Origin of the sequence: Cellulosimicrobium sp. SJTW-1 (assembly GCF_047716875.1) — a bacterium.
Taxonomy (GTDB): domain Bacteria; phylum Actinomycetota; class Actinomycetes; order Actinomycetales; family Cellulomonadaceae; genus Cellulosimicrobium; species Cellulosimicrobium funkei.
Genome location: NZ_CP136680.1, coordinates 323,164 through 345,511, shown reverse-complemented (window position 1 = coordinate 345,511; position 22,348 = coordinate 323,164). Strand labels below are relative to the sequence as shown.

At 75.8% G+C, this 22,348-nt stretch carries 17 protein-coding genes; 9 read left to right on the top strand and 8 right to left on the bottom strand.

What is annotated here, in order from left to right; genetic code table 11:
* The first annotated feature begins 38 nt into the window (after positions 1-38).
* A complete protein-coding gene (locus RSE42_RS01625; protein ID WP_021483630.1) occupies positions 39-428 on the top strand; it encodes a phage holin family protein in 390 nt (129 codons plus the stop codon).
* A gap of 70 nt (positions 429-498) precedes the next feature.
* Here RSE42_RS01625 and RSE42_RS01620 read toward each other — a convergent pair whose 3' ends face one another.
* Positions 499-2,169, bottom strand: coding sequence for a hypothetical protein (locus RSE42_RS01620; RefSeq protein WP_415297702.1), 1,671 nt, complete (start codon positions 2,167-2,169; stop codon positions 499-501).
* Positions 2,166-2,483: a hypothetical protein gene (locus RSE42_RS01615; RefSeq protein ID WP_415297701.1), complete on the bottom strand. Its 318-nt coding sequence runs from the start codon at positions 2,481-2,483 to the stop codon at positions 2,166-2,168. Before RSE42_RS01615 ends, RSE42_RS01620 begins: the two co-directional genes overlap by 4 nt.
* Before the next feature lie 170 nt (positions 2,484-2,653).
* On the opposite strand from RSE42_RS01615, the gene purB reads away from it, so the two are divergent.
* Positions 2,654-4,141, top strand: a complete 1,488-nt coding sequence (gene purB, locus RSE42_RS01610; protein WP_396049538.1) for an adenylosuccinate lyase — start codon at positions 2,654-2,656, stop codon at positions 4,139-4,141.
* 100 nt (positions 4,142-4,241) lie between these two features.
* On the opposite strand, the gene RSE42_RS01605 is transcribed toward purB, so the two are convergent.
* Together RSE42_RS01605 and RSE42_RS01600 are read right to left on the bottom strand one after the other, a co-directional pair.
* Positions 4,242-5,354 carry a hypothetical protein gene (locus RSE42_RS01605; RefSeq protein WP_415297700.1) on the bottom strand — a complete coding sequence of 371 codons (1,113 nt, stop codon included), beginning with the start codon at positions 5,352-5,354 and terminating at the stop codon, positions 4,242-4,244.
* Positions 5,351-5,764: a PadR family transcriptional regulator gene (locus tag RSE42_RS01600; protein ID WP_144721078.1), complete on the bottom strand. Its 414-nt coding sequence runs from the start codon at positions 5,762-5,764 to the stop codon at positions 5,351-5,353. The genes RSE42_RS01605 and RSE42_RS01600 overlap by 4 nt, the downstream gene beginning before the upstream one ends.
* 236 nt (positions 5,765-6,000) lie before the next feature.
* Between RSE42_RS01600 and RSE42_RS01595 the strand changes: the two genes are divergently transcribed.
* From RSE42_RS01595 to RSE42_RS01585, 3 genes are all read left to right on the top strand, one after another.
* On the top strand, positions 6,001-7,638 hold the full coding sequence (locus RSE42_RS01595; protein ID WP_415297699.1) for a glycoside hydrolase family 10 protein: 1,638 nt from the start codon (positions 6,001-6,003) through the stop codon (positions 7,636-7,638).
* A gap of 160 nt (positions 7,639-7,798) precedes the next feature.
* Positions 7,799-8,266: an NUDIX hydrolase gene (locus tag RSE42_RS01590; RefSeq protein WP_222123552.1), complete on the top strand. Its 468-nt coding sequence runs from the start codon at positions 7,799-7,801 to the stop codon at positions 8,264-8,266.
* A gap of 126 nt (positions 8,267-8,392) precedes the next feature.
* Positions 8,393-10,186: a hypothetical protein gene (locus RSE42_RS01585; protein WP_415297698.1), complete on the top strand. Its 1,794-nt coding sequence runs from the start codon at positions 8,393-8,395 to the stop codon at positions 10,184-10,186.
* Positions 10,187-10,223: 37 nt separating this feature from the next.
* Here RSE42_RS01585 and RSE42_RS01580 read toward each other — a convergent pair whose 3' ends face one another.
* Positions 10,224-11,483, bottom strand: a complete 1,260-nt coding sequence (locus RSE42_RS01580; RefSeq protein WP_415297697.1) for an SH3 domain-containing protein — start codon at positions 11,481-11,483, stop codon at positions 10,224-10,226.
* Positions 11,484-11,660: 177 nt separating this feature from the next.
* On the opposite strand from RSE42_RS01580, the gene RSE42_RS01575 reads away from it, so the two are divergent.
* On the top strand, positions 11,661-13,028 hold the full coding sequence (locus RSE42_RS01575) for a CoA transferase (protein ID WP_415297696.1): 1,368 nt from the start codon (positions 11,661-11,663) through the stop codon (positions 13,026-13,028).
* A gap of 15 nt (positions 13,029-13,043) precedes the next feature.
* Here the strand turns inward: RSE42_RS01575 and RSE42_RS01570 are convergent, their stop codons facing one another.
* From RSE42_RS01570 to RSE42_RS01560, 3 genes are all read right to left on the bottom strand, one after another.
* Complete coding sequence (locus tag RSE42_RS01570; protein WP_232322643.1) at positions 13,044-13,979, bottom strand: Ppx/GppA phosphatase family protein; 936 nt, start codon at positions 13,977-13,979, stop codon at positions 13,044-13,046.
* A 98-nt stretch (positions 13,980-14,077) separates the two neighbouring features.
* On the bottom strand, positions 14,078-16,780 hold the full coding sequence (locus RSE42_RS01565; RefSeq protein ID WP_415297695.1) for a GH92 family glycosyl hydrolase: 2,703 nt from the start codon (positions 16,778-16,780) through the stop codon (positions 14,078-14,080).
* Between the two features lie 199 nt (positions 16,781-16,979).
* Positions 16,980-18,353 (bottom strand): glutamyl-tRNA reductase, encoded by a 1,374-nt coding sequence (locus tag RSE42_RS01560; RefSeq protein WP_415297694.1) that lies wholly within the window; start codon positions 18,351-18,353, stop codon positions 16,980-16,982.
* Positions 18,354-18,529: 176 nt separating this feature from the next.
* On the opposite strand from RSE42_RS01560, the gene hemE reads away from it, so the two are divergent.
* The 3 genes from hemE (at position 18,530) to hemC (ending at position 22,315) form a co-directional block, all read left to right on the top strand.
* A complete protein-coding gene (gene hemE / locus RSE42_RS01555) occupies positions 18,530-19,570 on the top strand; it encodes a uroporphyrinogen decarboxylase (RefSeq protein WP_415298812.1) in 1,041 nt (346 codons plus the stop codon).
* A complete protein-coding gene (locus RSE42_RS01550) occupies positions 19,567-21,039 on the top strand; it encodes a protoporphyrinogen/coproporphyrinogen oxidase (RefSeq protein ID WP_415297693.1) in 1,473 nt (490 codons plus the stop codon). The genes hemE and RSE42_RS01550 overlap by 4 nt, the downstream gene beginning before the upstream one ends.
* 148 nt (positions 21,040-21,187) lie before the next feature.
* Positions 21,188-22,315, top strand: a complete 1,128-nt coding sequence (gene hemC / locus RSE42_RS01545; protein WP_378225782.1) for a hydroxymethylbilane synthase — start codon at positions 21,188-21,190, stop codon at positions 22,313-22,315.
* Positions 22,316-22,348: the final 33 nt, after the last annotated feature.

Here is a 22,348-nt window from a genome sequence, read left to right as displayed (position 1 = left end):
CCGTGCCGGACCACCGCCCGGATGGCAGGATGCCGGGTATGAGCTTCGTCGTCCGCGTCCTCATCACCGGTCTCGCGATCTGGCTCACGAGCCTGTTCATGGACGAGCACTTCCAGATCGTCGGCTCCGACACGGCCGGCGGGAAGGTCGTGATCGTCCTCGTCGTGGCGCTGCTCTACTCGCTGGTGAACGCGGTGATCAAGCCGATCGTGCAGGTCCTCTCGATCCCGCTCTACATCCTCACGCTGGGGCTGTTCTCGCTCGTGGTCAACGCGCTCATGCTCATGCTCACCGCGTGGATCACCGAGCAGACGGACTGGGGCATCCGCATCATCGGCGGGTTCTGGTGGGCGCTGCTCGCGGCCCTCATCATCGCCGTGATCAACTTCCTCGTCTCGGCCGTCGTGCCGAAGGCCCAGGACCGCTGACCCGAGCGCTCCACCGCGCGCGCCGCTGCCCGCCCTCCCGACCGGCCCGCCGGGGGACGGCACCGGGCCGTCACCGCGCATCGTCCTCGCCACCACCCGTCCCGGCGCCCCCGAGCGTGCCCGTGCCGCCGAGCGTGCCGGAGCCACCGGTCGTCCCGGACGGACCCGGCGTGCCGAGGGACGGGCCCGGCGCCGTCACGACGCCGTCCGGAGCCGGCCACGGGGGCCACGGCGGCCTCGGCACCGCGAGCTCACCGACGCAGAACGTCGTCTCGGGGTCCGGGACGAGACGCGCCTCGTAGACGAGCGGGTCCTCCGCCTCGCCGTCGAGCCAGTGCTCCACGTCGGCGAGGTGCTCCTCGAGGCCGCGGTCGCCCACCTCGACCGCGGCGTCGAGCACGTCCTGGTGGTAGCCGACGGAGTGCGGCACGTCGAGCGGCGGCCCGCCGCCGGGCGCGAAGACGGTACCCGTCACCGTCACGCGCTCGGGCGTCGCCGGGTTCGGCTTCCCGTCGAGGCCGGAGACCCCCTCCCCGCTGGTCTCGAGGTGCGTGGCGCGCACGCCGGGCGGGAGGCCGTGCCCCCCGACCGGTGACCCGGCCGTCACGACGTGGCGCACCTGGTAGGTCCCGACCGTCGCCGCCGCGATCGTGGCCGCGACCATGCCGCCCTGGCTGTGCCCGACGAGCACGACGTCGTCCCCAGGCGCGATCCCCGACTGGCCCATCGCGTCGAGCACCGCCCGCACGCTGTCCGCCCGCGCGCGCTGGGACTCGTCGTCGGACATGAGGTCGTAGTTGGACGTCATGTTCCACACCGTCCGGAGGTTGCCGGGCTGGGTGCCCGGGATCGCGACGACCCACGTGGGCGTCCCGCCGTCCTTGACGATGCGCTGGACGCTCAGCACCGAGTCCGTGCTCCCGAGCGCCGCCACGGCGCCGAGGGCGGACCGCGTGTCCGTGGGGGTCGGCAGGTCGTAGGGCGCCGCGTCGACCCGCCGCACCTCCGGGTCGGGCAGGAACCGGTCGCGCAGCGGCTGGACGGACGCCCGCAGCACCGCCGCCGCGTTCCCGACCGTCGGCACGGCGTACCAGGGGCGGTCCGGGTCGAGCATGCCGATCGTGCGACCCAGCGCGCGGACGGTCGCGGGGTGCAGCGCCTCGCCCGTCGTGACGAGCCGACCGAGAGCGGGCCCTCCGTGCAGCAGCGACTGCGCGAGCCCGGCGAGGCCTTGCGCGACGATCATCCCGAGCCCGGCGGCGCCCGCCCCCGCCAGCCCGTAGTGCCGTCCCGCCACGACCAGCGCGGTGTCGGACCACCCGGCGGCGGCCGCGGCGTCCGCGTCGTCGTACACCCGGACCGCCTGGTGCAGCCGCCCGGCGAGCCCGCGCAGCCGCTGCTCCTCCCGCCCGGTGAGCAGAGCGGCCGCGTCGAGGCCGTCGAGGAGGGCCGCACGCGCGGCCCGGACCTCCGCCGACCAGAACGGCGTCGTCGTCAGGTTCGCGCCCGCGGCCGCCCCGAGCGGCTCGGCCGGGACGAGCCGCCCGGCGAACGCCGTCGGCGTGGCCGTCGTGACCTCCACCGCGTGCCGCGCGTCCCGCAGCGCCCCTGCCGCTCCCGCCAGGAGGTCCGCACGGGCCGCGAGCACCGCGGCCTGCGCGACGACCCCCGCCGTCTCGACGACCGTCGGCTCCGTCCCGCCACGGATCACGACGGACGGGCCGGGCGGCGACCCGCTCACGAGCCGCCTCCCGAGGCGAGCCCCGCGGCCAGCCCCGCCCGCATGCTCGTGACGTCGGCCTCCGCGAGCACGGTGAGCGCGTCCAGCCGCACGAGGCACGTCCCGAGCGTCTCGTCGAGCCGGAGCAGGGCTGCCCGCACCTCCGCCGTCGCGTCGTCGTACGCGTGCCGCGCCTGCCCGGCCCACGGGAGGTCGGGGGTCTCGAGGGCGGCGCCGGCGCGCGCGGCGTCGTCGGTCGCGGTGAGGACCTGGTCGCGGGCGCGCGTGATCCCGAAGGGTGCGGCGAGGCACGGCGGTGGTGGCGGGGTCGGCATGGCGGCGACCGTACGGAGCCCCGTCGGCCGACGGCGCGGCAGGTCGCCAGGCTGTGGACCGAACCCTCGCGCCCGGACGCTGGGGACGGCCACGGGCCGCGCGACGGCTCCGTTGCCCGGACTGCGGGCGGCACCGACCGACGTCGGGCACGCGTGGGAGAATCAGGGGCGTGCCCGAGAACCCTGCCGCAGCCGCCCCTGCCCGCGTGAGCCTCGCCGAGGTGACCCCGCCGATCGCGCTCGGCCCGCTCGACGGCCGCTACCGCGCCGCGGTCGCCCCGCTCGTCGACCACCTCAGCGAGGCCGCGCTCAACCGCGAGCGCATCCACGTCGAGGTCGAGTGGCTCATCACGCTGTGCAACGGCGTCCAGGCGGTCGACGAGAACGCGGTCCGCCCGGTCGTGCCCGGCGCGCCCCAGCTCTCCGACGCCGAGGTCGCCTACCTGCGCCGCATCCCCGCGGCGTTCGGTGGCGACGAGATCGCCGAGCTCGCCGCGATCGAGCGCGAGACGGTGCACGACGTCAAGGCGGTCGAGTACTTCGTCAAGCGCCGCCTCGCCGCGGCGCCCGACACGCTGGGCCCCGACACGGTGCTGTCCGGCGTCGGCGAGCTCGTGCACTTCGCGTGCACGAGCGAGGACGTCAACAACCTGTCCTACGCGCTCATGGTGCGCGGCGCCGTCGAGCACGTGTGGCTGCCCGCCGCGACGGCGCTCGCCGACCAGCTCGCGGACATGGCGCGCGAGCACGCCGACGTGCCGATGCTCTCGCGCACGCACGGCCAGCCCGCGACGCCGACGACGCTCGGCAAGGAGCTCGCCGTCCTCGCGCACCGGCTGCGCCGCCAGCTCCGCCGCGTCGGCGCGGCCGAGTACCTGGGCAAGCTCAACGGCGCGACGGGCACGTACGGCGCGCACACCGTCGCCGTCCCGGGCGTGGACTGGCCGTCGGTCTCGAAGCACTTCGTCGAGGGCCTCGGTCTCACGTGGAACCCGCTGACGACGCAGATCGAGTCGCACGACTGGCAGGCCGAGCTGTACGCGGACGTCGCGCGGTTCAACCGGATCCTCCACAACCTCGCGACCGACGTGTGGACGTACATCTCGCTCGGGTTCTTCACGCAGATCCCCGTCCCGGGCGCGACCGGGTCGTCGACCATGCCGCACAAGGTCAACCCGATCCGGTTCGAGAACGCCGAGGCGAACCTCGAGATCTCGTCCGCGCTGCTCGACACGCTCGGCGCGACGCTCGTGACGTCGCGCCTCCAGCGCGACCTCACGGACTCGACGACGCAGCGCAACGTCGGCCCCGCGTTCGGCCACTCGCTCCTCGCGATCGACAACGTGCGCCGCGGCCTGAAGGCCCTCGCCGCGAACGCCGACCTCATGGCGGCGGACCTCGACGAGAACTGGGAGGTGCTCGGCGAGCCCATCCAGTCGGCCATGCGCGCGGCGTCGGTCGCGGGCGTCCCCGGCATGGAGAACCCGTACGAGCGCCTCAAGGACCTCACGCGCGGCCAGCGCGTCGACGCGGCGCGGCTCCGCGAGTTCGTCGCGGGCCTCGGCCTGCCCGACGACGTCGCGCAGCGCCTCGCGGACCTCACCCCCGCGACGTACACGGGCCTCGCCTCCCGCCTGGTCGAGGACTACCTGGACTGACCGGCCGGCGCCGAGAACGGGGCTGCTGTCGTCGTCCGACGGATGACGACAGCAGCCCCGTTCTCGTCCGCACGCACCGTCGTGCTCGACGGCGCCCGGGTCAGACGGCGGTCGGCGCGCCCGGGCGGGGGCCGCCCCGGCCCGGCATCCCACCCGCGGCCGCGAGCTGGGAGCGGTGCGCCGCGCGCACTTCGGCGAGCTCGTCGAGGCGGTTGACGACCCAGGTCAGGACGAGCATCGCGGCGGCCGCGAGCGCGAGCAGCCCGAGCACGTTGCCGAGGTCCGCGGTCTGGACGTTCACGGTCCCCGACCAGAAGAAGGTCGAGCGGCTCAGCACGCCTGCGAGGGCGAGACCGCCGAGCACCGGGACGGCCGGCCGCGTCCGGCGCCACAGCAGCGCGACCCCGAGGAGCAGGACGACCGGCGCAGCCAGCGCGGGAGGCGTCCACGGGCTCAGCGCGACACCCGACCACCACGGCACCCCGAAGCTCGCCGCGTCGGCAGCGGTCGCCGCGGCGAACCCGCCGACGGCCAGAGCCATCGCCCCGAGGGTCGCGGCCCGGAGCGTCCACGGCTCAGGCCCGACCCGGCACGCCCGACGTGCGGCGAGCACGCCCGCGTAGACGGACACCGCCGCGACCCACGGCGCGTCGAGGTACGCCGCATAGCTGCTCCCCGCACCGAGCGAGACCGCGAGCCCGCCCACCCCGGCGACGGCGGCCAGCACCGCAGCAGCGAGGCCGGCGCGCTGCGCCCCGGCGAGCGTGAGGGCCACCGCCGCGAGCCAGAGGGTCCACATCGACGCCGTCGGGACGGTCGTCAGGAGCGGTGCGTGCCCGCTCGGGCCGAGCATGGCCCCGACGATCGCCGCGGCGAACGCGAGGACGCGCGCTGCCATGACCACGAGCACGGCGGGCAGGACCACGAGCAGGAGCCCCGTCCCCGCGCGCCGCTGCCGTGGGGACGGGCCCAGCGGCGCGAGCAGCCACTCGCGCGCGGCGGCGCGCAGCAGGTCCCACCGCTCGGCCCGCGTCGGCCGCGACTGCCCGGGCCGCGCGCCGTCGACCAGGTGCCCGAGCATCTCGGCCTCGTGCGCCCGCCGGTAGGTGTACGGGAACAGGCGCAGCAGCCGCCGGTAGTCCCGCACGAGGACCGGCGCCACGAGCACCGGGCCGGCGGCATCCGTGTCGCGGTAGCCGTCGTGGCCGCTCATGCCGGCACCGCCCCGCCGTCGACGACTCCCCCGTCGAGCCTGCGCGCGGGGCGGGGCGCAGTGCGGTCGCCCGCCGGGGCGGCCGTGCGGCGTCGGGCACCGAGACGCTCGAGCGCGCGGCGTGCCTGGGCCTCGGCGCGCTCGGCCTCGGCGGCGAGGCGCGACCCGCCCTCGCTGGTGAGCCGGTAGTACCGGCGCAGCCGCGAGTCGACGACCTCCTCGTGGTCGACCTCGACGAGCCCGGCGGCGACGAGCCGGTCGATCGCGCCGTAGAGCGTGCCGGCGCGCAGGGTCACGCGCCCGTCGGAGCTGGACTCGACGTCCTGCGCGATGCCGTACCCGTGCAGCGGCCCGGCGGCGAGCGCGGACAGCACGAGGAACGCGGGTTCCTGGAGCGGTTTCGATGCCATGGTGGCGACCATACTCTCGCCGCGAAGGCATGGGCAGGACCCGCAGTGCACGGCGCGTCGCGGCCCGCCGGGCACGGGCCGGGAGAGTCCACCTGGCGACCCGCACCGCGCCGGGCCCCGGAGCGCCGACGACCCCACGCTCGGCGCCGCCGCCGGGAGCGCGTGGCGCAAACCTTCACAGACACGACGTTCTGTGAAACTATCTGCCACATACTCGACGACCCGGAGGATCAGCAATGACGCTCGACGGCTCCCCCACGTCCCCCGCCTCGGCCCCGGCCGGCGTCGGACGACGACAGTTCCTCACCCTCGCCACGGCGGGCGTCGCGGCGAGCACGCTCACCGTGACGGTCGGCTCGCTCACCCCGGCCGCCGCGCTCACCGCGCCCGGCACGACCCACGCCGCACCGACCACGGCCCCGGCGCCCCGCAAGCGCGAGCTGCGCGCGATGTGGATCTCGAGCGTCGTGAACATCGACTGGCCGTCGGCGTCCGGGCTCTCGGCGGAGCAGCAGAAGGCCGAGCTCCTCGGCTGGCTCGACGTCGCGCGCGACTTCCGTCTCAACGCCGTGTTCGTCCAGGTCCGCCCGACGGCCGACGCGTTCTGGCCCAGCCCCTACGAGCCGTGGTCGCAGTACCTCACGGGCGTGCAGGGCCAGGACCCCGGCTACGACCCCCTCGCGTTCGTCGTCGAGGAGTGCCACCGGCGCAACCTCGAGATCCACGCCTGGTACAACCCGTACCGCGTGTCGATGCAGGCCGACCCGGGGCGGCTCGTCCCCGAGCACCCCGCGCGGCAGCACCCGGAGTGGGTGTGGGCCTACGGGGGCAAGCTCTACTTCGACCCGGGCCTGCCCGCGGCGCAGGAGCACATCAAGAACGCGATCCTGCACAGCGTCGAGAACTACGACATCGACGGCGTGCACTTCGACGACTACTTCTACCCGTACGCCGTCGCGGGCGAGACGATCCCGGACGCCGCGACCTTCGCGACCCACGGCGCCGGCTTCGACCGGGTCGAGGACTGGCGGCGCCACAACGTCGACACGTTCGTGCAGTCCATCTCGCAGCGCATCAAGCAGGCGAAGCCGTGGGTCAAGTTCGGCATCAGCCCGTTCGGCATCTGGCGCAACGCCTCGACGGACCCGCGCGGCTCGCAGACGGGCGGCTCGCAGTCGTACGACATGCAGTTCGCCGACACGCGCAAGTGGGTCCTCGAGGGCTGGCTCGACTACATCAACCCGCAGATCTACTGGCAGCTGGGGCTCGCCGTCGCGGACTACGCGAAGCTCGTCCCGTGGTGGGCCGACGTCGCCGCGCAGTCCGGTACGCACCTGTACATCGGCGAGGCGCTGTACAAGGTGACGTCGGGCGTCTTCACCGACCCGGCCGAGCTGTCGAACCACCTCACGTTCTGCCAGGAGCAGGAGCACCCGGTGCACGGCAACGTCTACTTCTCGGCCAAGCACGTCCCGGCCGACCCGCAGGGCTCGATGACGCGCGTGCGCGACGACCACTACCGGTACCCGGCGCTCGTCCCGGCCATGCCGCACCTCCCGGGCACGAAGGTCCGCACGCCCGTGCTCGCGTGGGCCGGCTGGCGCGACGACGGCGTCCGCGTGCACTGGACCGACGCCGGCGGCCGCCGGTTCGCGGCGACGTCGTTCGCGATCTACCGTGCCGACGGGTGGGTGCAGCACGTGGACACCGAGAACCCCGCGAATCTCGTCGCGACGCAGCGCGCCGAGGGCCGGGTGGTCCAGGACTTCCTCGACCCGACCGCCGTGCGCGGCCGCCGGTACACGTACGCCGTGACCGCGCTGGACCGCGTCTGGAACGAGTCCGCACCGAGCAGGGTCCGCTGGTCGGTGTGACGATCGTCGTGCCGGGCCTCGGCCCGGCACGATCGCCCTTCGCCGGAACTGGGGCCGCGCGAGGGGCAGGCCCGACGGCGCGTGGTTCGCTGGGTGCGCCACGCGCCGTCGGGGTTCCTCGGCCGCCCCGCCGTGGGTGCCGGGTGGCACAGTGGGACGCGTGAGCACGCCCGACCTGCGCCCCGCCGACCCCTCGACCGCCGGAGCGTCGGCCCCGCCGTCCGACCTCCCGCCCCTGCGCACCGTCGGGTGGGTGAACGTCCGTGACGGACGCCTGCTCGCGGTGCGGACGACCGGGAAGGACCGCTTCTTCATGCCGGGCGGCAAGGTGGAGCCCGGCGAGACGGACACCGAGGCGCTGGTGCGCGAGATCCACGAGGAGCTCGGCGTGCGCCTGGACCCGGGGACGGTCCGGCCCGCGTTCGTCGCCGAGGCCCCGGGGCACGGGCTGGGCGGGCGCGTCGTGCGGATGCACTGCCTGTACGCCGAGCCGCTGCCCGGGTCCCCCGAGCCGGCGCCGAACGCCGAGATCGCCGAGCTCGCGTGGCTCACGCCGGCGGACGCGGACCGCGTCCCGCCCGCCGGCCGCATCGTCCTCGAACGCCTCGCGGACGTCCTCTCGGCCTGACCGCGCGCCCGTCGGAAGGCCGCCCGGACGCGGCATGGGGACCTCGCCCCATGGGCACCCCGAGACGCGGGGGCGCCCGTCCACGTACGCTCCGGAAGCACGATCCGCCGCGACAGAGGGACGACCATGGGGTTCTACGGTGCCGACATCGGCGAGCTGCGCAGGCTCGCGCAGAGCCTGACGACGGCGTCGGAGTCGCTCGAGACGACGCGCGGCGGCCTCCAGTCCACCGTCAGCGGGGCCCGCTGGGCCGGGCCCGACGGCGACGAGCTGCGCGGCCGCTGGACCTCCGAGCTCGGCCCCGCGCTCGCCGCCGCCGCGGCGACGCTGCGCGACGCGGCCGACAAGGTGCGCACGAACGCCGACCAGCAGGAGAACGCCAGCTCCGACGGCACGGGCGGGGGTGCCGGCGGGGCTGGCGGGTCGGGCGGGTCCGGGTCGGGGTCCGGCGGCTCGGGCTCCGGAGGGTCGGGCGACGGCGGCTCGGGCGAGAGCGGTGACGGCCCCGGCGGACCGACGGTCTCGGTGAAGGGCAGCCAGAGCGGCGGCTCCGACAACGGCGGCCTGGGGAGCCCCGCGACGGAGGGCACGGACTCGAAGGTCGGCTTCGGCGTCTCCCACGACCCGGACAGCGGCGAGACGACGTACTCCGGCAGCGGGTCGCTCGCCGACTGGTTCAAGACGACCGACGGCTCCAAGGTCTCGTTCGGCGTCAACGGCGGCGCCGAGTACACGGTCGGGGAGAAGTCGGAGGACGGCTTCACCACCTACACGTCGAAGTCGGACGTCTCGATCGGCGTCGAGGGCGGCGTCTCGAAGGGCGGCACGGGCGTCAGCGGGGGGTACACGACCGGCGTCACGTCGGAGTACACCCTGAAGATGCCCGACGGCACCGACGTCGACCCCGGGTCCGTCAACCCGTTCGACCCGCGGAGCATGCCGGTCGGCTCGTCCGTGACGATGGACGGCGGGAGCTACTCCAAGACCGAGCTCGACGCCGCGTTCCGGCACATCGCGCTCGAGTCGTCCGTCAAGGACTCCGAGGGCGTGAGCAGCCTCATCGAGCGCACGGGCGACGACACCGTCCGCGTCACCGCGGGCCCGACGGAGGCGATCGCGAACCACGCGGGACTCGGCCTCGACTTCGACGCGGTCAAGGTCATGCTCGGCAACACGACGTCGCTCGACGGCGCGTCCCTGCGCAGCGCCGAGTTCGACCTGTCGACGCCCGAGGGCCAGGCCGCCTACGACACCTACCTCGTCACCGGCGAGATCCCCGGCGACCCGTCGACCGGGATCTCCGGCACGACGACCATCCAGCGCGTCAACTACGACTCGACGTCGACCGTCGGCTTCGACACGCCCGTGGGCGGGGCCGAGTGGCAGATCGGCCAGAACACCGGGTCGCTCGTCGCGACGACCTACCCCGACGGCAGCACCGAGCAGCTCATGACCGCGACGTACGGCGACCGGGGCGACTTCCGCCTGTCGCAGTCGTTCGACGCCTCCGGCACGGAGGACCTCTCGGCGCGCACGTACTCGTTCGACGTCACGGCCGACGACATGTCGTCGCAGTACTTCAACACGCGCGACTTCTCCGGATTCTCGCCGTCCGGCGAGGTGTCGCCCGGCCAGCAGGTGACGATGACGCTCACCGAGTCGCAGATGAACCGCCTCGCCGACAGCGTGCGGACCGCCGTCGAGAACGACGCCCTCGGTATGCAGACGCGGGCCGTCGTCACCGACTACGACATGCAGCCGCTCTCGGACCCGTACCAGCTCGCCACGAGCCTCGCCCGGGCGGCCGACTCCGACCTGGACCTCGTCATGATGATCAGCGAGATCAACGCCGCGGGCGACGGCTCGGTCACGGACCGGTCCGCCGCCCGGTTCCCCGGCACGGTGACGCCGGGGGGCTGACGCCGCGCCGCCCGGAGGGGCGCGGCGCCGGGTCGGCTCAGCGGGGCTTCTGCGCCGAGAGGTACGCGGTCGAGACGAAGCCCGTCCGGCCCCCGGCGGTCACCTTGAGCCACCCCTTCGAGGCGGTGCCCGCGTGCGTCACCGCGGTCCCGCGCCCGAGCCGTGCGACGACCTTGGACGAGGTCGACGCCGACGCCCGCAGGTTGAGGCTCGAGGCGGTGACGTACGACGTCGCGGCCTTGGGCGGTGCGGGCTTCGCGGGCGCCGGCTTCGCGGGAGCCGCCGGTGCGCTCGTCGAGGTGTACTGGGCGGAGACCCAGCCGGTCCGTCCGTTCGCGGTGACCTTGAGCCAGCCGCCCGAGGTCGACGCGACCGCGAGCTTCGTGCCCTTCGGCAGGCGTGCGACCACGGCCGAGGACGTCGTCGCCGAGGCCCGCAGGTTGAGCGACGCGGCCGTGACGTACCGCGTCGCCGGCTGGGGCGCCGACGGCTTCGGCGCCGGCTGGGGTGCCGGCGGCTTCGTCGCCGGGGGCGTGCTGACCGGAGCGGGCTTCGTCGGCCCGATGCTCGCGGCCGGGACCCAGCCCGTCGTCCGCCCCGACGTGACCCGGCGCCACGTGCCGCTCTCGTCCCCGGGCTTGCCGACGACGGTCGCCCCGCGCGCGACCCGGGCGACGACGGCACCGGTGCCCGCCCCGGCGCGCACGTCCACGGCGGCGTTCGTGTAGTAGGTGCACGACGTCGCGGTCGACCGGGCGGCCACCCGCGTCGCGTCGCGCCCGAGGTCGACGCCCTTGCCCTTGAGGTAGGCGAGCGGGTCGGTGTGCGACGCGCCCGACCCGTAGGTGCCGTTCCAGACCTCGAGGTGCAGGTGCGGCGAGGTGGAGATGCCGGTGGAGCCGACGTCGGCGATGCGCTGCCCAGCCTTGACCGTCTGCCCGGCCTTGACGTACTTGTCGCCGTCGATGACGTGCCCGTAGACGCTCGAGACCGTCTTCCCGCCGATGGTGTGCCGCAGGACGACCCACTGCCCGAACCCGCTGACGCTGCCCGCGCGCAGGACGGTGCCGTCGGCGATCGCGTTGATCCGCGTGCCGGAGGTCGCGCCGAGGTCCTGCCCGAGGTGCCAGGTCGAGGCGCTGGCGACCGGCATGCAGCGCGGGCCGTAGTAGGAGGAGACCGAGTAGGTGCGCGCCCCCAGCGGCGCCACGACGGCGGCCGCCGCGCTCGCGCTCGGGGCGACGAGCAGCCCGCCGAGCCCCGTGGCGAGCGCCGTCGCCATCGCCACGCTCGCCACGCCCGACCAGCGCCTCGCGTTCCGAACCATCCTCTGCCCCCTGAAAAGAAATCAGACATACCCGGCGTGTCGGGTTGACACGCCTCAGGAACGGTAAGCCCAGTCCGCGGGGACCGCCAGATGGACGACCGTCCAACACTGCCCGGGGCTCGACGACGCGGGGCGTACCGTCGTGCCATGACCGTCGGGACGGGACGCGCGGACGACGACCTCCTCGCTGCGACGCTGCCCGTGCTCGGCCTCGCGCTCGCGTCGGTCGCGGCCGTGCGCGACGCCGCGGCGCGGGCGGGCGGGTTCGACCCCGGACCGGCCCCGGATCCCGAGCGCGTCGCGGCGGCGTTCGCGAGCGACCGGCTGCTGCGGGTCGACGGCGCTCCGGTGGACGGGTTCGCGCCGCTGTCCGGCTTCTTCCGCACGGCGGACGGCTGGGTCCGCACGCACGCGAACTACCCGCACCACCGCGCGCGGCTGCTCGCGCTCCTCGACCTGCCCGCCGCGGTCGCGGACCAACCGTCCCGGGACGACGTCGCGACGGCGCTCGCCGCGCGGTCGGCGCAGGAGGTCGAGGACCTCGCGGCCTCGGTCGGCGCGATCGCCGTGCGCGTGCGCTCCGCGGACGAGTGGCGCGCGTCCGCGCCGGGCCGGGCCGCGGCGTCGGGCCCTGGCGTGCGGACCGCGGTGCGCGACGACGCCGCTCCCCCGCGCCCGCTCGCCGTCGGGCCCCGGCCGCTCGCCGGCCTCCGGGTCCTGGATCTCACCCGCGTCATCGCCGGGCCCGTCGCGACCCGGACGCTCGCGCTGCTCGGCGCGGACGTCCTGCGCGTCGACCCGCCGGGCCTGCCCGAGATCGAGGTCCAGCACCTCGACACGGGGCAGGGCAAGCGGTCCGCGCTGCTCGACCTCGCGACCCCCGACGGCCGCGCCCGGGCCCAGGAGCTGCTCGACGCCGCCGACGTCCTCGTGACGGGCTACCGCCCGGGCGCGGTCGAGGCGTTCGGCCTGCGCCTGCCGGGCGGCGCGGTGCACGCGCGCGTCAGCGCGTGGGGCGACGACGGCCCGTGGGCCCCGCGCCGCGGCTTCGACTCGATCGTGCAGGCGGCCAGCGGGATCGCGCTCGTGGAGGGCACGCGGGACGGGACCGTGGGCGACGCCTCGACTGCCGCGCCCGGCGCCCTGCCCGCCCAGGCGCTCGACCACGCGACGGGCTACCTCCTGGCCGCGGCCGTCGTGGACGCCCTCGCCGACCGCGCGGCCGACGGGCGTGGGCGCGACGTCGACGGCGCGCTCGCCCGCACCGCGCACGCGCTGCTCGTCGCCCCCGGGCGCGACCCCGCGCACGGGCCGCCGCGGACGCCGGGGGCGCGGTGCGTCGTCGGGCACCGGGTGCGCCTCGACGGCCGGGACGTCGAGGCGACGACGACCCGGCCCGCGCTCGACCGCCTCGCGGGCGAGCCCGTCGACGACTACCCGGCGCCGGCCCGGCCGTGGGGCGCGGACGCGCCGCGGTGGACGACCCCGCGCGGCGCGTCCGGAGCCGACGGCTGAGCGGGAAGCCCGACGTCAGGCGTGGTCGAGGCGACGCAGGATCGCGCCCTCGCGCAGCGCCCACGGGCAGATCTCGACCTCGTCCACGCCGAGCGCGCGCATCGTCTCGACCGCGACCACCCCGCCCGCGACGATCTGGAACGTGCGCTCCGGCGTGATGCCCGGCAGCGCGGTGCGGCCCTCGGCCGTGATGCGCGCGAGCCGCGGCACCCAGTCCGCGAGCTGCGCGCGGCGCATCCGCCACCGGTCGTCGGGGCCGACCGCCTCGGTCTGCATGCCCGCGAGCCGCGCGAGCGAGCGGAACGTCTTGGACGTCGCGACGACGTGGTCCGGGCGCGGGAGCCGGGCGAACCGCGCGACGGCGGGCGCGAGCGTCGCGCGCACGTGCTCGCGCAGCGCCTCGACGTGCTCGGGCGCGGGCGGGTCGTCGGGCAGGAAGGCCATGGTCATGCGGCCCGCGCCGAGCGGGAGGGACACGGCGAGGTCGGGCTCCTCGTCGACGCCCGACGCGATCTCGAGCGACCCGCCGCCGATGTCGAGGACGAGCAGCCGGCCCGCGGCCCAGCCGTGCCAGCGGCGCGCGGCGAGGAACGTCAGGCGCGACTCGTCCTCGCCGGAGAGCACGTGGACCGGCTGCCCGACGCGCTCGCCGATCGCCGCGAGCACCTCGGGCCCGTTGGTCGCCTCCCGCAGCGCCGACGTCGCCATGGGCAGCATCTCGTCGACGGCCGACTCGCGCGCGAGCGCCATCGCGTCGTCGACGGCGGCGAGCATCGCCGCGACGCCCTCCGGGGACAGCGACCCGTCGGGCCGGAGGTAGCGCATGATGCGCACGACCGTGCGCGCCCCCGCGGCCTGCACGGGACGCGCCGCGTAGGCGGCGTCGACGACGGCGAGGTGCACGGTGTTCGAGCCGATGTCGAGGACGCCCAGGCGCGTGGTGCTGCTCACGCGGCGAGCCTAGCGGCGCGGCGAGGGCCGCCGTCGGGCGTCCTGCCCGACGACGGCCCGCGTCCGGTGCGCGGCGCGCACCCGTGGTGACGCGGCGGTCAGCCGCAGGCCAGCGCCTCGTACGCCGCGTCGACCGTCGTGGTCGTGCCGTCCGCGGCGACGACCGTGACGGTCGCCGTCCCGGCCTCGACGGACGTCGCGCGCGTCGTGAACGACTGGTAGGCGCTCCTGCCCGGCTGCACGTGCCGGACCGTCCGCTCGCCGAACGGCGTCGTGAGGGTCACGTCCACCGGCGCGTCGGCCGTGCTGGTCGCGCGGACCGCGACGAACGCCCGACCGCCGAGGCAGCGCACGCTCGCCTCGACCTCGACCGGCGCGGGCGGGGCGACGGCGGAGACCGACGGGATGCGGTCGGCCGCCGCGGTGCCCCACGTCAGTCCGGCGCTCGTGTCGGACAGGTCGAAGTCGAGCGTGCCGCCGTCCTGCAGCGCCGCGACGTCGAGCCACGCGGCGGTGTGCGCGACGCCGTCGACCTCCAGGCCGGCGACGTAGCTCGGGAGCTTCTCGTTCGCGCCCGCCGCGTCGATGCGCAGCGTCGCCCCGGCGTCGGTCGTGAGCGTCGCGGCCTGCACCTTCGGCGCGTTGAGCGCGAGGATCCCCGAGCCCGGCATGACGGGCTCGAACCCGAGCGACGCCATGACGTACCAGGCGGCGAGCGTGCCGAGGTCGTCGTTCCCGACGCCGCCGCCCGGGGTGTCCGGGAAGCGGTTGAGGTTCGCGGCGAGGACGTCGTTCGTCTTCCACGGCTGGCCCACGTAGCCGTAGAGCCACGCGTTCATGATCGTCGGCTCGTTGCCCGGGTTGTAGCGGATGGTCGTGTAGTACGAGCTGCCGCCCTTGGCCCACGTGCTCGGCGAGACGCCGGGGTTCGCGGCGAGCGCCGGCTGGTCGAAGTAGTAGTCGAGACGCTCGACGAAGCCGCCCTCGCCGCCCATGACCTCCTGGAGGCCCGTGACGTCCTGCGGCACCATCCACTGGTACTGCCACGGCACGCCCTCGTGGAAGCCAGAGCGCGTGACGTCCGTCAGCTCGGGCAGGGTGACGAAATCGCCCGTCGGGCGCTTCGCGTTGACCATGCCCTGGAAGCCGCCCGAGAGCTGGACGTCCGGGTTCCAGAGGTTGCGCCAGTTGCGACCCTTGTCGAGGAACGCCTGGCTGCCCTCGCGGCCCGTGCGCTCGGCCGCGGCGCCGAGGCTCGCGTCGGCGAGCGCGAGCTCGAGCGTCGCCGAGCCGCCGTGGCGGTACTCCTCGAACTGGCCGCCGAGGCCGCCCTCGTTCTCGGGGTAGAACGGCACGTGGCCGTGCTCGGCGTAGAACTCGGTGCTGCGCCGCCCGACGGACGCGACGTCGTCCGGCGGGGTCGTCGTGGCGTTCTCCACGAGGTAGTCCCACAGCTCGTCGGCGATGTCGTCGGGGACGGTGCCGAGCGCGAAGTTCTCCGCGAGCCACGGCGTCACGGGGTCGCCCGCCATGATGTTGGTCTCCAGCGCGCCGAGCGACCAGCGCGGCAGCCAGCCGCCCTCGACGCGGTGCTGGTACATCGAGCGCACGATGTCCTGCGCGCGCTCGGGCAGCAGGAGGGCGTGCAGCGTCGCCTGCGTGCGGTACGTGTCCCAGAGCGAGAAGTTCTGGTAGTAGTCCCAGCCGTCGGCCTGGTGGACCTCGAGGTCCATGCCGCGGTACCGGCCGTCGACGTCGCTGCCGATCGTCGGGGACAGCAGGGTCTTGTAGAGCTGGGTGTAGAAGATCCGGCGCTGGTCGGGCGACGCGTCGATCGCGGCACGGCCCAGCTCGGCGTTCCACGCGTCGCGGGCCTCCTCGCGCACGGTGTCGAACGCGACCTGCCCGCCCTCGTCGGTGGCCTCGGCCTCGCGGTTGGCGCGCGCGCCGTCGACGCTCACGAACGACACGCCCACGCTCACCTCGACGTCGCGGTCGGTCGTGGTGTCGAACACCGCGACGGCGCCGTTGTTGCCGCCCGCGACCTCGCTCGTCGTGGAGCCCGCGACGTAGCGCGCGTCGGTGCCCCACGTGCCGCTCGACGCGACCGGGCGGTCGAACGTCGCGCTGAAGAAGTACCGCTGCTTGTCCGGCGTGCCGCCGCAGAAGCCGCCGTTGTCGACCCAGCCCTCGAGCGTGCGGTCGTCGACCCACGTCACCGAGCTCGCGCCCGCGTCGCGCAGGGTCTGGCCCACGTTGAACGACAGGTGCGACGTCGTCGACGCGGGGAACGTGTAGCGGTGCGCGCCGACGCGCGTGGTCGCGGTGAGCTCGGCGTGCACGTCGTTCGCGAGCGTCACCTCGTAGAACCCGGCCGACGCGCGCTCGGTGCTCTTCTGGTCCTTGATCGCGATGAAGGAGCGCGACGTGCGCGGGGTGGTGCTCGTGTCCGGCGTGACGAGCAGCTCGCCCGCCGCGGGGCAGCCCGCGCTGTTCACGTGCCGGTGGCTGAAGCCCCACACGCGCCCGGCGTTCGTGCTGTACGACGTCGAGGCGTAGGAGTTCGTGTTGTCCGGGCTGAGCTGGACCATGCCGAACGGCACGGTCGCGCCCGGGTAGGCGTTGCCCTCGCTCTCGGTGCCGACGAACGGGTTGACCTCGAGCGTGAGGTCGTCGCCTGCGGCGGCGGTGACGGTGCCCTCGTCGGCGGGGGCGGCGCCCGCGGCGGCGGGCAGCAGCGTGCCCGGCGCGACGGCGAGCGCGAGCCCCGCGGCGAGCAGGGCGAGTCGTGGTCGTCTCATGCCATGTCCTCTTCGACGTGCGACCGGGCGTCGTCGCCCGGGGCGCCCCGGGGCCGTCGGTCAGGCGCCGCCCGGGCCGCTCGTGGCGGGGCGACGGTGCTCCTGGTCGACGACGGGCGTCCGTCGGCCACCCTCTCCCGGCTATGACTGCGCTGTCAATCGCGTGCCTGAGGCAGCGGGTCCGTCCAGCGGACAGTGCTCAGCGTGCGGCGGCGGCCTCGTGGACGAGCGCCTGGGCGTCCGCGACGACCGCACGCTCCTCGGCCTGCGCCGCGGCGACGGCCTCCGCGCGGGCCGCGACGATCGCGCGGTGCAGGTCGGCGTGCACGCGGCGCCGCACGCCGCGCGCGATCTCGTCGGCCTCGTCCGGCTCCACCGGGTCGCCGTCCGCCTCGCGCAGCGCGACGACGTCGGCCACCTCGAGCGCGACGCGCCGCTCGGCGTCGGCCAGCAGGGCGACGACCGCGGTGTCCGCCGCCCGGCCGAGGCGCGTCTCCTCGAACGCCCGCGTGGCCTCGTCGACGATCGCGCGGGCCTGGGTCACGAGCTCGGACGCGATCGACGGCGAGTGCGCCGCGAGCGTCGCGAGGTCGTACAGGAGCACGCCCTCGACGTCGGCCACGCGCGGGTCGACGTCGCGGTGCAGCGCGAGGTCGAGCACGACCGTCGGGCGCGCGACGGGCTCGTCGCCCGCCCGCACCGCGGCCCGCTCGCGCGCCCGCACCACGGCGGCGGCGTCGAGCACGTGCTCGATCGCCTGCTCGCGCCGCTCGGGGCCCGGGCGCGCGGCGTCCGCCGCGAGCGCCCGACCGCGCGCGCCGCTGCACGACACCACGAGGTCCGCGTCCTCGAGCGCCACGACGAGGTCCGTCACGGCCTCCACGCCGCGCGCGGCGGCGAACTCCTCGGCGCGGCCGGACTGCGAGTAGACCCGCACGTCGTCGCACCCGAGCGCCCGCAGCGCGGCGAGGCTCGCGCCCGCGTACGACCCGGTGCCGATGAGGACGGCGCGGACCTGCGGCCACGGCGGCAGCTCGGCGGCGGCGAGGTCGAGCCCGAGCGCGACGACGGAGCGACCGGCCCCGCCGAGCGTCGTGTGGGTGCTGACCTTCTTGGACGTGCGCGACGCCGTCTGGAAGAGGAGCTCGAGCGTCGAGGACGTCACGCCGTCGGCGTGCGCGGTCTCGAGCGCCCGCTTGACCTGGCCGGCGATCTCGCGCTCCCCCACGACCATCGAGTCCAGGCCCGACGCGACGGCGAACAGGTGCTCGGCGACCTCGGTCCCGGCGCGCGTGCGGAACGACGCGAGCGCCTCGGCCACCTCCACGCCCGACGCGTCGGCGACCATGCGCGCGACGTGCTCGGTCGCGTGCTGCACGCCGGTGCCGTCGAGGGGGGCGTCCACGTCGAGGTACAGCTCGAACCGGTTGCACGTCGCGAGGACGACCGCACCGGTGATGACGTCGCACGCCGCGACCGCGGAGCCGCCGATCGAGTGGGCCCCGGTGGAGAGTCGTTCCAGGGCGTCGAGGTCCAGCTCGTGGTGGCTGGCCGTGAGGGAGAGAAGAGCCACAGTGCCTCCGATTTAATCATTCCCCCGGGAGAGAGGCAGAATCGGTAGCTGTGATTCCTGTCGCCCTTTCCCCGGGCCATCCCCTGACCGACGGCCGCACGGACCGTTCCCCGCTCGTGCAGGCCCTGCGCGCGGGCACGACCGGAAAGCGCCCGGAAATCACACCCGTGTGGTTCATGCGCCAGGCGGGCCGCTCGCTGCCCGAGTACCGTGCCGCGCGCGAGGGCGTGAGCATGCTCGACTCGTGCCTGCGCCCCGACCTCGCGTCCGAGATCACGCTCCAGCCGGTGCGCCGGCACCGCGTGGACGCGGGCATCTTCTTCTCGGACATCGTGGTGCCGCTGCGGCTCGCGGGCGTCGAGGTGGAGATCGCGCCGGGCGTCGGCCCCGTCATGGGCCAGGCGTACCGCACGCCCGACGACGTCGCCCGGCTCGTGGAGAGCGAACTCACCGAGGACGCGCTCGCCCCGGTCCGCGAGGCCGTCGCGCTGACCGTCGACGCGCTCGGCACGACGCCCCTCATCGGGTTCGCCGGGGCGCCGTTCACCCTCGCCGCCTACCTCGTGGAGGGCCGGCCGTCGCGCGACCACCTCGCGGCGCGCGCCCTGCTGCGCGGCGACCCGGAGACGTGGCAGCGCCTCGTCGACTGGGCGGCCGACCTCACCGGCACGTTCCTGAGGACGCAGGTCGAGGCGGGCGCGAGCGCGGCGCAGCTCTTCGACTCGTGGGCCGGCTCGCTCTCGCTCGCGGACTACGCGGCCGGCGCCGCCCCGGCGAGCACGCGCGCGCTCACCCACGTCGCGGACCTCGGCGTGCCCGTCGTCCACTTCGGCACGGGCACGGGCCACCTGCTCCCAGCGATGCGCGACGCCGTGACCGCAGCCGGGGTGCAGGACGTCGCCGTGGGCGTCGACTACCGCACGCCGCTCGACGACGCCGCCCGGCTCCTCGCCGAGGGCCACGCCCCCGTGCCGGTGCAGGGCAACATCGACCCCGCGCTGCTCGCCGCGCCGTGGGACGTGCTCGAGGCGCACGTCCGGGAGGTCGTGCGCCGCGGCCGCACGGCCCCGGGGCACGTGGTCAACCTCGGCCACGGCGTCCCGCCGGACACCGACCCCGACGTGCTGACGCGCGTCGTCGCGCTCGTCCACGCGCTCGCGGACGACGCTCCCGGCAGCGCCGCCGACACCGCCACCGAGGAGGCGACCCGACGGTGAGCACCGAGCCGACGACGCCCCGTCCGCCCGCACCCCCCGCACCGGAGGGGGTCGAGACCGCGGACGCGGTCGTCGTCGGCGCGGGCGTCGCCGGGCTCACCGCCGCGCGGACGCTGCGCGCGCAGGGGCTGCGCGTCGTCGTGCTGGACGCCGCCGAGGTGCCCGGCGGGCCCGTCCGCGGCGGGGACCTGCCCGGCCTCGACGGCGTGCGCGTCGACCTCGGGGCCGAGTCGTTCGCAGCCCGGGGCACCGCCGTCGGCGACCTCGTGCGCGAGCTGGGGCTCGACGTCGTCGAGCCGTCGGGCGCGGGCGCGTGGGGCTACGCCGCCGGGCACGCCTACCCCCTGCCGCGCGCGGGCGTCCTCGGCATCCCCGCGGACCCGTGGTCGCGCGACGTGCGCCGCGCCGTCGGCCTCGGCGGGTCGCTGCGCGCGAGCCTCGACCGCGTGCTGCCCCGCCGGTTCGCCGACCTGCGGACGCTCGAGACGTTCGCGCGGTCCCGCATGGGGGCGCGCGTGACCGAGCGGCTCGTCGCGCCGGTCGCCTCCGGCGTGCACTCCGCCCCGCTCGACCGGCTGGACGTCGCCGCGGTCGCGCCCGGGCTGCGCGAGGCGTTCGAGCGCGAGGGGTCGCTCGCGCGCGCCGTCGCGTCGATGCGCGCCCTCGCGCCCGCCGGGTCGGCCGTGCGCGGCATCGACGGCGGGATGCACCGGCTCGTCGAGGGGCTCGTCGCGGGGACCGACGTCCGGCTGCGCCACGAGGTCACGGGGATCTCGCGCGCCGCGGCCCCGGACGGCGGCCCCGGGACCTGGCTCGTGCGCGCCGAGACCCCGAGCGGCCCGGTCGACCTCGCCGCGCCGCGCCTCGTCGTGACGACCCCGGCGCTCGTCGACGCCCTCGGCCCGCTCGTCGGGACGGCGGCCGACCTCCTGCCGGACCCGGAGCCCGGCGCGGACGTGCGGCTCGTGACGCTCCTGCTGCGCGCGCCCGAGCTCGACGACGCCCCGCGCGGGACCGGCCTGCTCGTCGCCCCGCCGCACCGCGACGCCGGGCGTGCGGCGCCGCCGTCGGACGTCGAGGCGAAGGCGCTCACGCACTCGACCGCCAAGTGGCCCTGGCTGCGCGACCGCGTCCGCGCCGCCGCCGGGCCGGGGCACCACGTGGTGCGCCTCAGCTACGGGCGCATCGGCGCGACGACGGAGCCGGACCTCGACCGCGTCGTCCTGGACGCGTCGCGACTCTTCGGCGTCGACCTGCACGGGCGCGTCCTCGGCCACGTCGTCACGCGGTGGAACGGCGCGCTGCCCCCGCCTACGCCCGCGTTCCGGCGCGAGGTCGCGGCGTTCGTCGCGCGCGTGGACGCCGTGCCCGGGCTGGCCGTGACCGGCGGCTGGATCGCCGGGACGGGGCTCGCGTCGATCGTCGGCCACGCGCAGGAATGTGCCCGCGGCCTCGCGGCCGCGGGGTGAGGGAATCCTCACCGGATTGCACGCCGGAATAGTCCCGAGAATTCCGCGCGAAATGACCTGACACATTGTCCGCAACTTCCTGACCGGGCGTCAGGACCACGTCACTCCCCGCATCATTCCCGCGCCGTGACGTGCACATTTTCGTGGAATGCCGAAGTGGGGAGAGACTGGTTCCGTGAGTCCTGCAGGTACGACGCCCCTCCGCGTGGGCACGCGCGGCAGCGCCCTCGCGACGACCCAGACCGGCCACGTCGCCCGCCGCCTCGAAGAGCTGACCGGCCGCGACGTCGAGATCGTGCGCATCCGCACCGACGGCGACGTGCTCACCGGCTCGCTCGCCCAGATGGGCGGCACGGGCGTCTTCGTGACCGCGCTCCGCGAGGCGCTGCTCGACGGCCGGTGCGACGTCGCGGTGCACTCCCTCAAGGACCTCCCGACCGAGCCCGCACCGGGGCTCACCGTCGTCACGCCCGAGCGCGAGAACCCGCGCGACGTCCTGTGCGCGCGCGGCGGCCTGACCATCACGACGCTCCGGCGCGGCGCGCGCGTCGGCACCGGGTCGCCGCGGCGCGCCGCGCAGCTCCGGTCCGTCCGGCCCGACCTCGACGTCGTCGACATCCGCGGCAACGTCGACACGCGCCTCGCTCGGGCGCTCGGCGAGGAGGCGGACCTCGACGCCGTCGTGCTCGCGTACGCAGGGCTCGCCCGCCTCGGCCGGCTCGAGGCCGTGTCCGAGGTGATCGACACCGCGATCATGGCGCCCGCCGCCGGGCAGGGCGCGCTCGCCGTCGAGGTGCGCACGTCGTCGCTCGACGACCCGGTCCTCGCCCGCGCCCTGCACGACCTCGACCACGAGCCCACGCGCCTCGCCGTGCTCGCCGAGCGCGCGCTCCTCGGCCGGCTCGAGGCCGGGTGCGCGGCCCCCGTCGGCGCGCACGCCGTCGTGGAGGACGGCGACGTGGCGCTGACGGCCGTCGTCGCGCGGGTCGACGGCGCCGAGCAGCTCACGCACTCCGCGCGCGCCGCGCTCCCCCCGAGCGCCGGATCGCTCGCCGCGGCCGCGACCGCCCGGGACGACGTCGCGCGCGGGCTGGGTGCCCGCGTCGCCGACGCGCTCCTCGCCGACGGCGCCGCGCGCCTCGCGCCGCTGCGCGAGACCGGGGCGGGCACCCCTGTCCTCGACGCCCCGGCCGCGGAGGCCCCGGCGACCGACCGCGCCGTGGAGGCTGCCCGCGAGCAGCTCCGCGACGGCGGCTACCGCGGCGCGGCGGAATGAGCCCCGGACCGCTGCGCGACCCGTCGCGGGGGC

Excerpts from the sequence above, each read along its gene's own strand:
- RSE42_RS01625 (WP_021483630.1), top strand. The coding sequence starts at position 39 with ATGAGCTTCGTCGTCCGCGTCCTCATCACCGGTCTCGCGATCTGGCTC.
- RSE42_RS01615 (WP_415297701.1), bottom strand. The coding sequence starts at position 2,483 with ATGCCGACCCCGCCACCACCGCCGTGCCTCGCCGCACCCTTCGGGATC.
- RSE42_RS01605 (WP_415297700.1), bottom strand. The coding sequence starts at position 5,354 with ATGAGCGGCCACGACGGCTACCGCGACACGGATGCCGCCGGCCCGGTG.
- RSE42_RS01600 (WP_144721078.1), bottom strand. The coding sequence starts at position 5,764 with ATGGCATCGAAACCGCTCCAGGAACCCGCGTTCCTCGTGCTGTCCGCG.
- RSE42_RS01595 (WP_415297699.1), top strand. The coding sequence starts at position 6,001 with ATGACGCTCGACGGCTCCCCCACGTCCCCCGCCTCGGCCCCGGCCGGC.
- RSE42_RS01585 (WP_415297698.1), top strand. The coding sequence starts at position 8,393 with ATGGGGTTCTACGGTGCCGACATCGGCGAGCTGCGCAGGCTCGCGCAG.
- RSE42_RS01575 (WP_415297696.1), top strand. The coding sequence starts at position 11,661 with ATGACCGTCGGGACGGGACGCGCGGACGACGACCTCCTCGCTGCGACG.
- RSE42_RS01565 (WP_415297695.1), bottom strand. The coding sequence starts at position 16,780 with ATGAGACGACCACGACTCGCCCTGCTCGCCGCGGGGCTCGCGCTCGCC.
- hemE (WP_415298812.1), top strand. The coding sequence starts at position 18,530 with ATGCGCCAGGCGGGCCGCTCGCTGCCCGAGTACCGTGCCGCGCGCGAG.
- hemC (WP_378225782.1), top strand. The coding sequence starts at position 21,188 with ATGCCGAAGTGGGGAGAGACTGGTTCCGTGAGTCCTGCAGGTACGACG.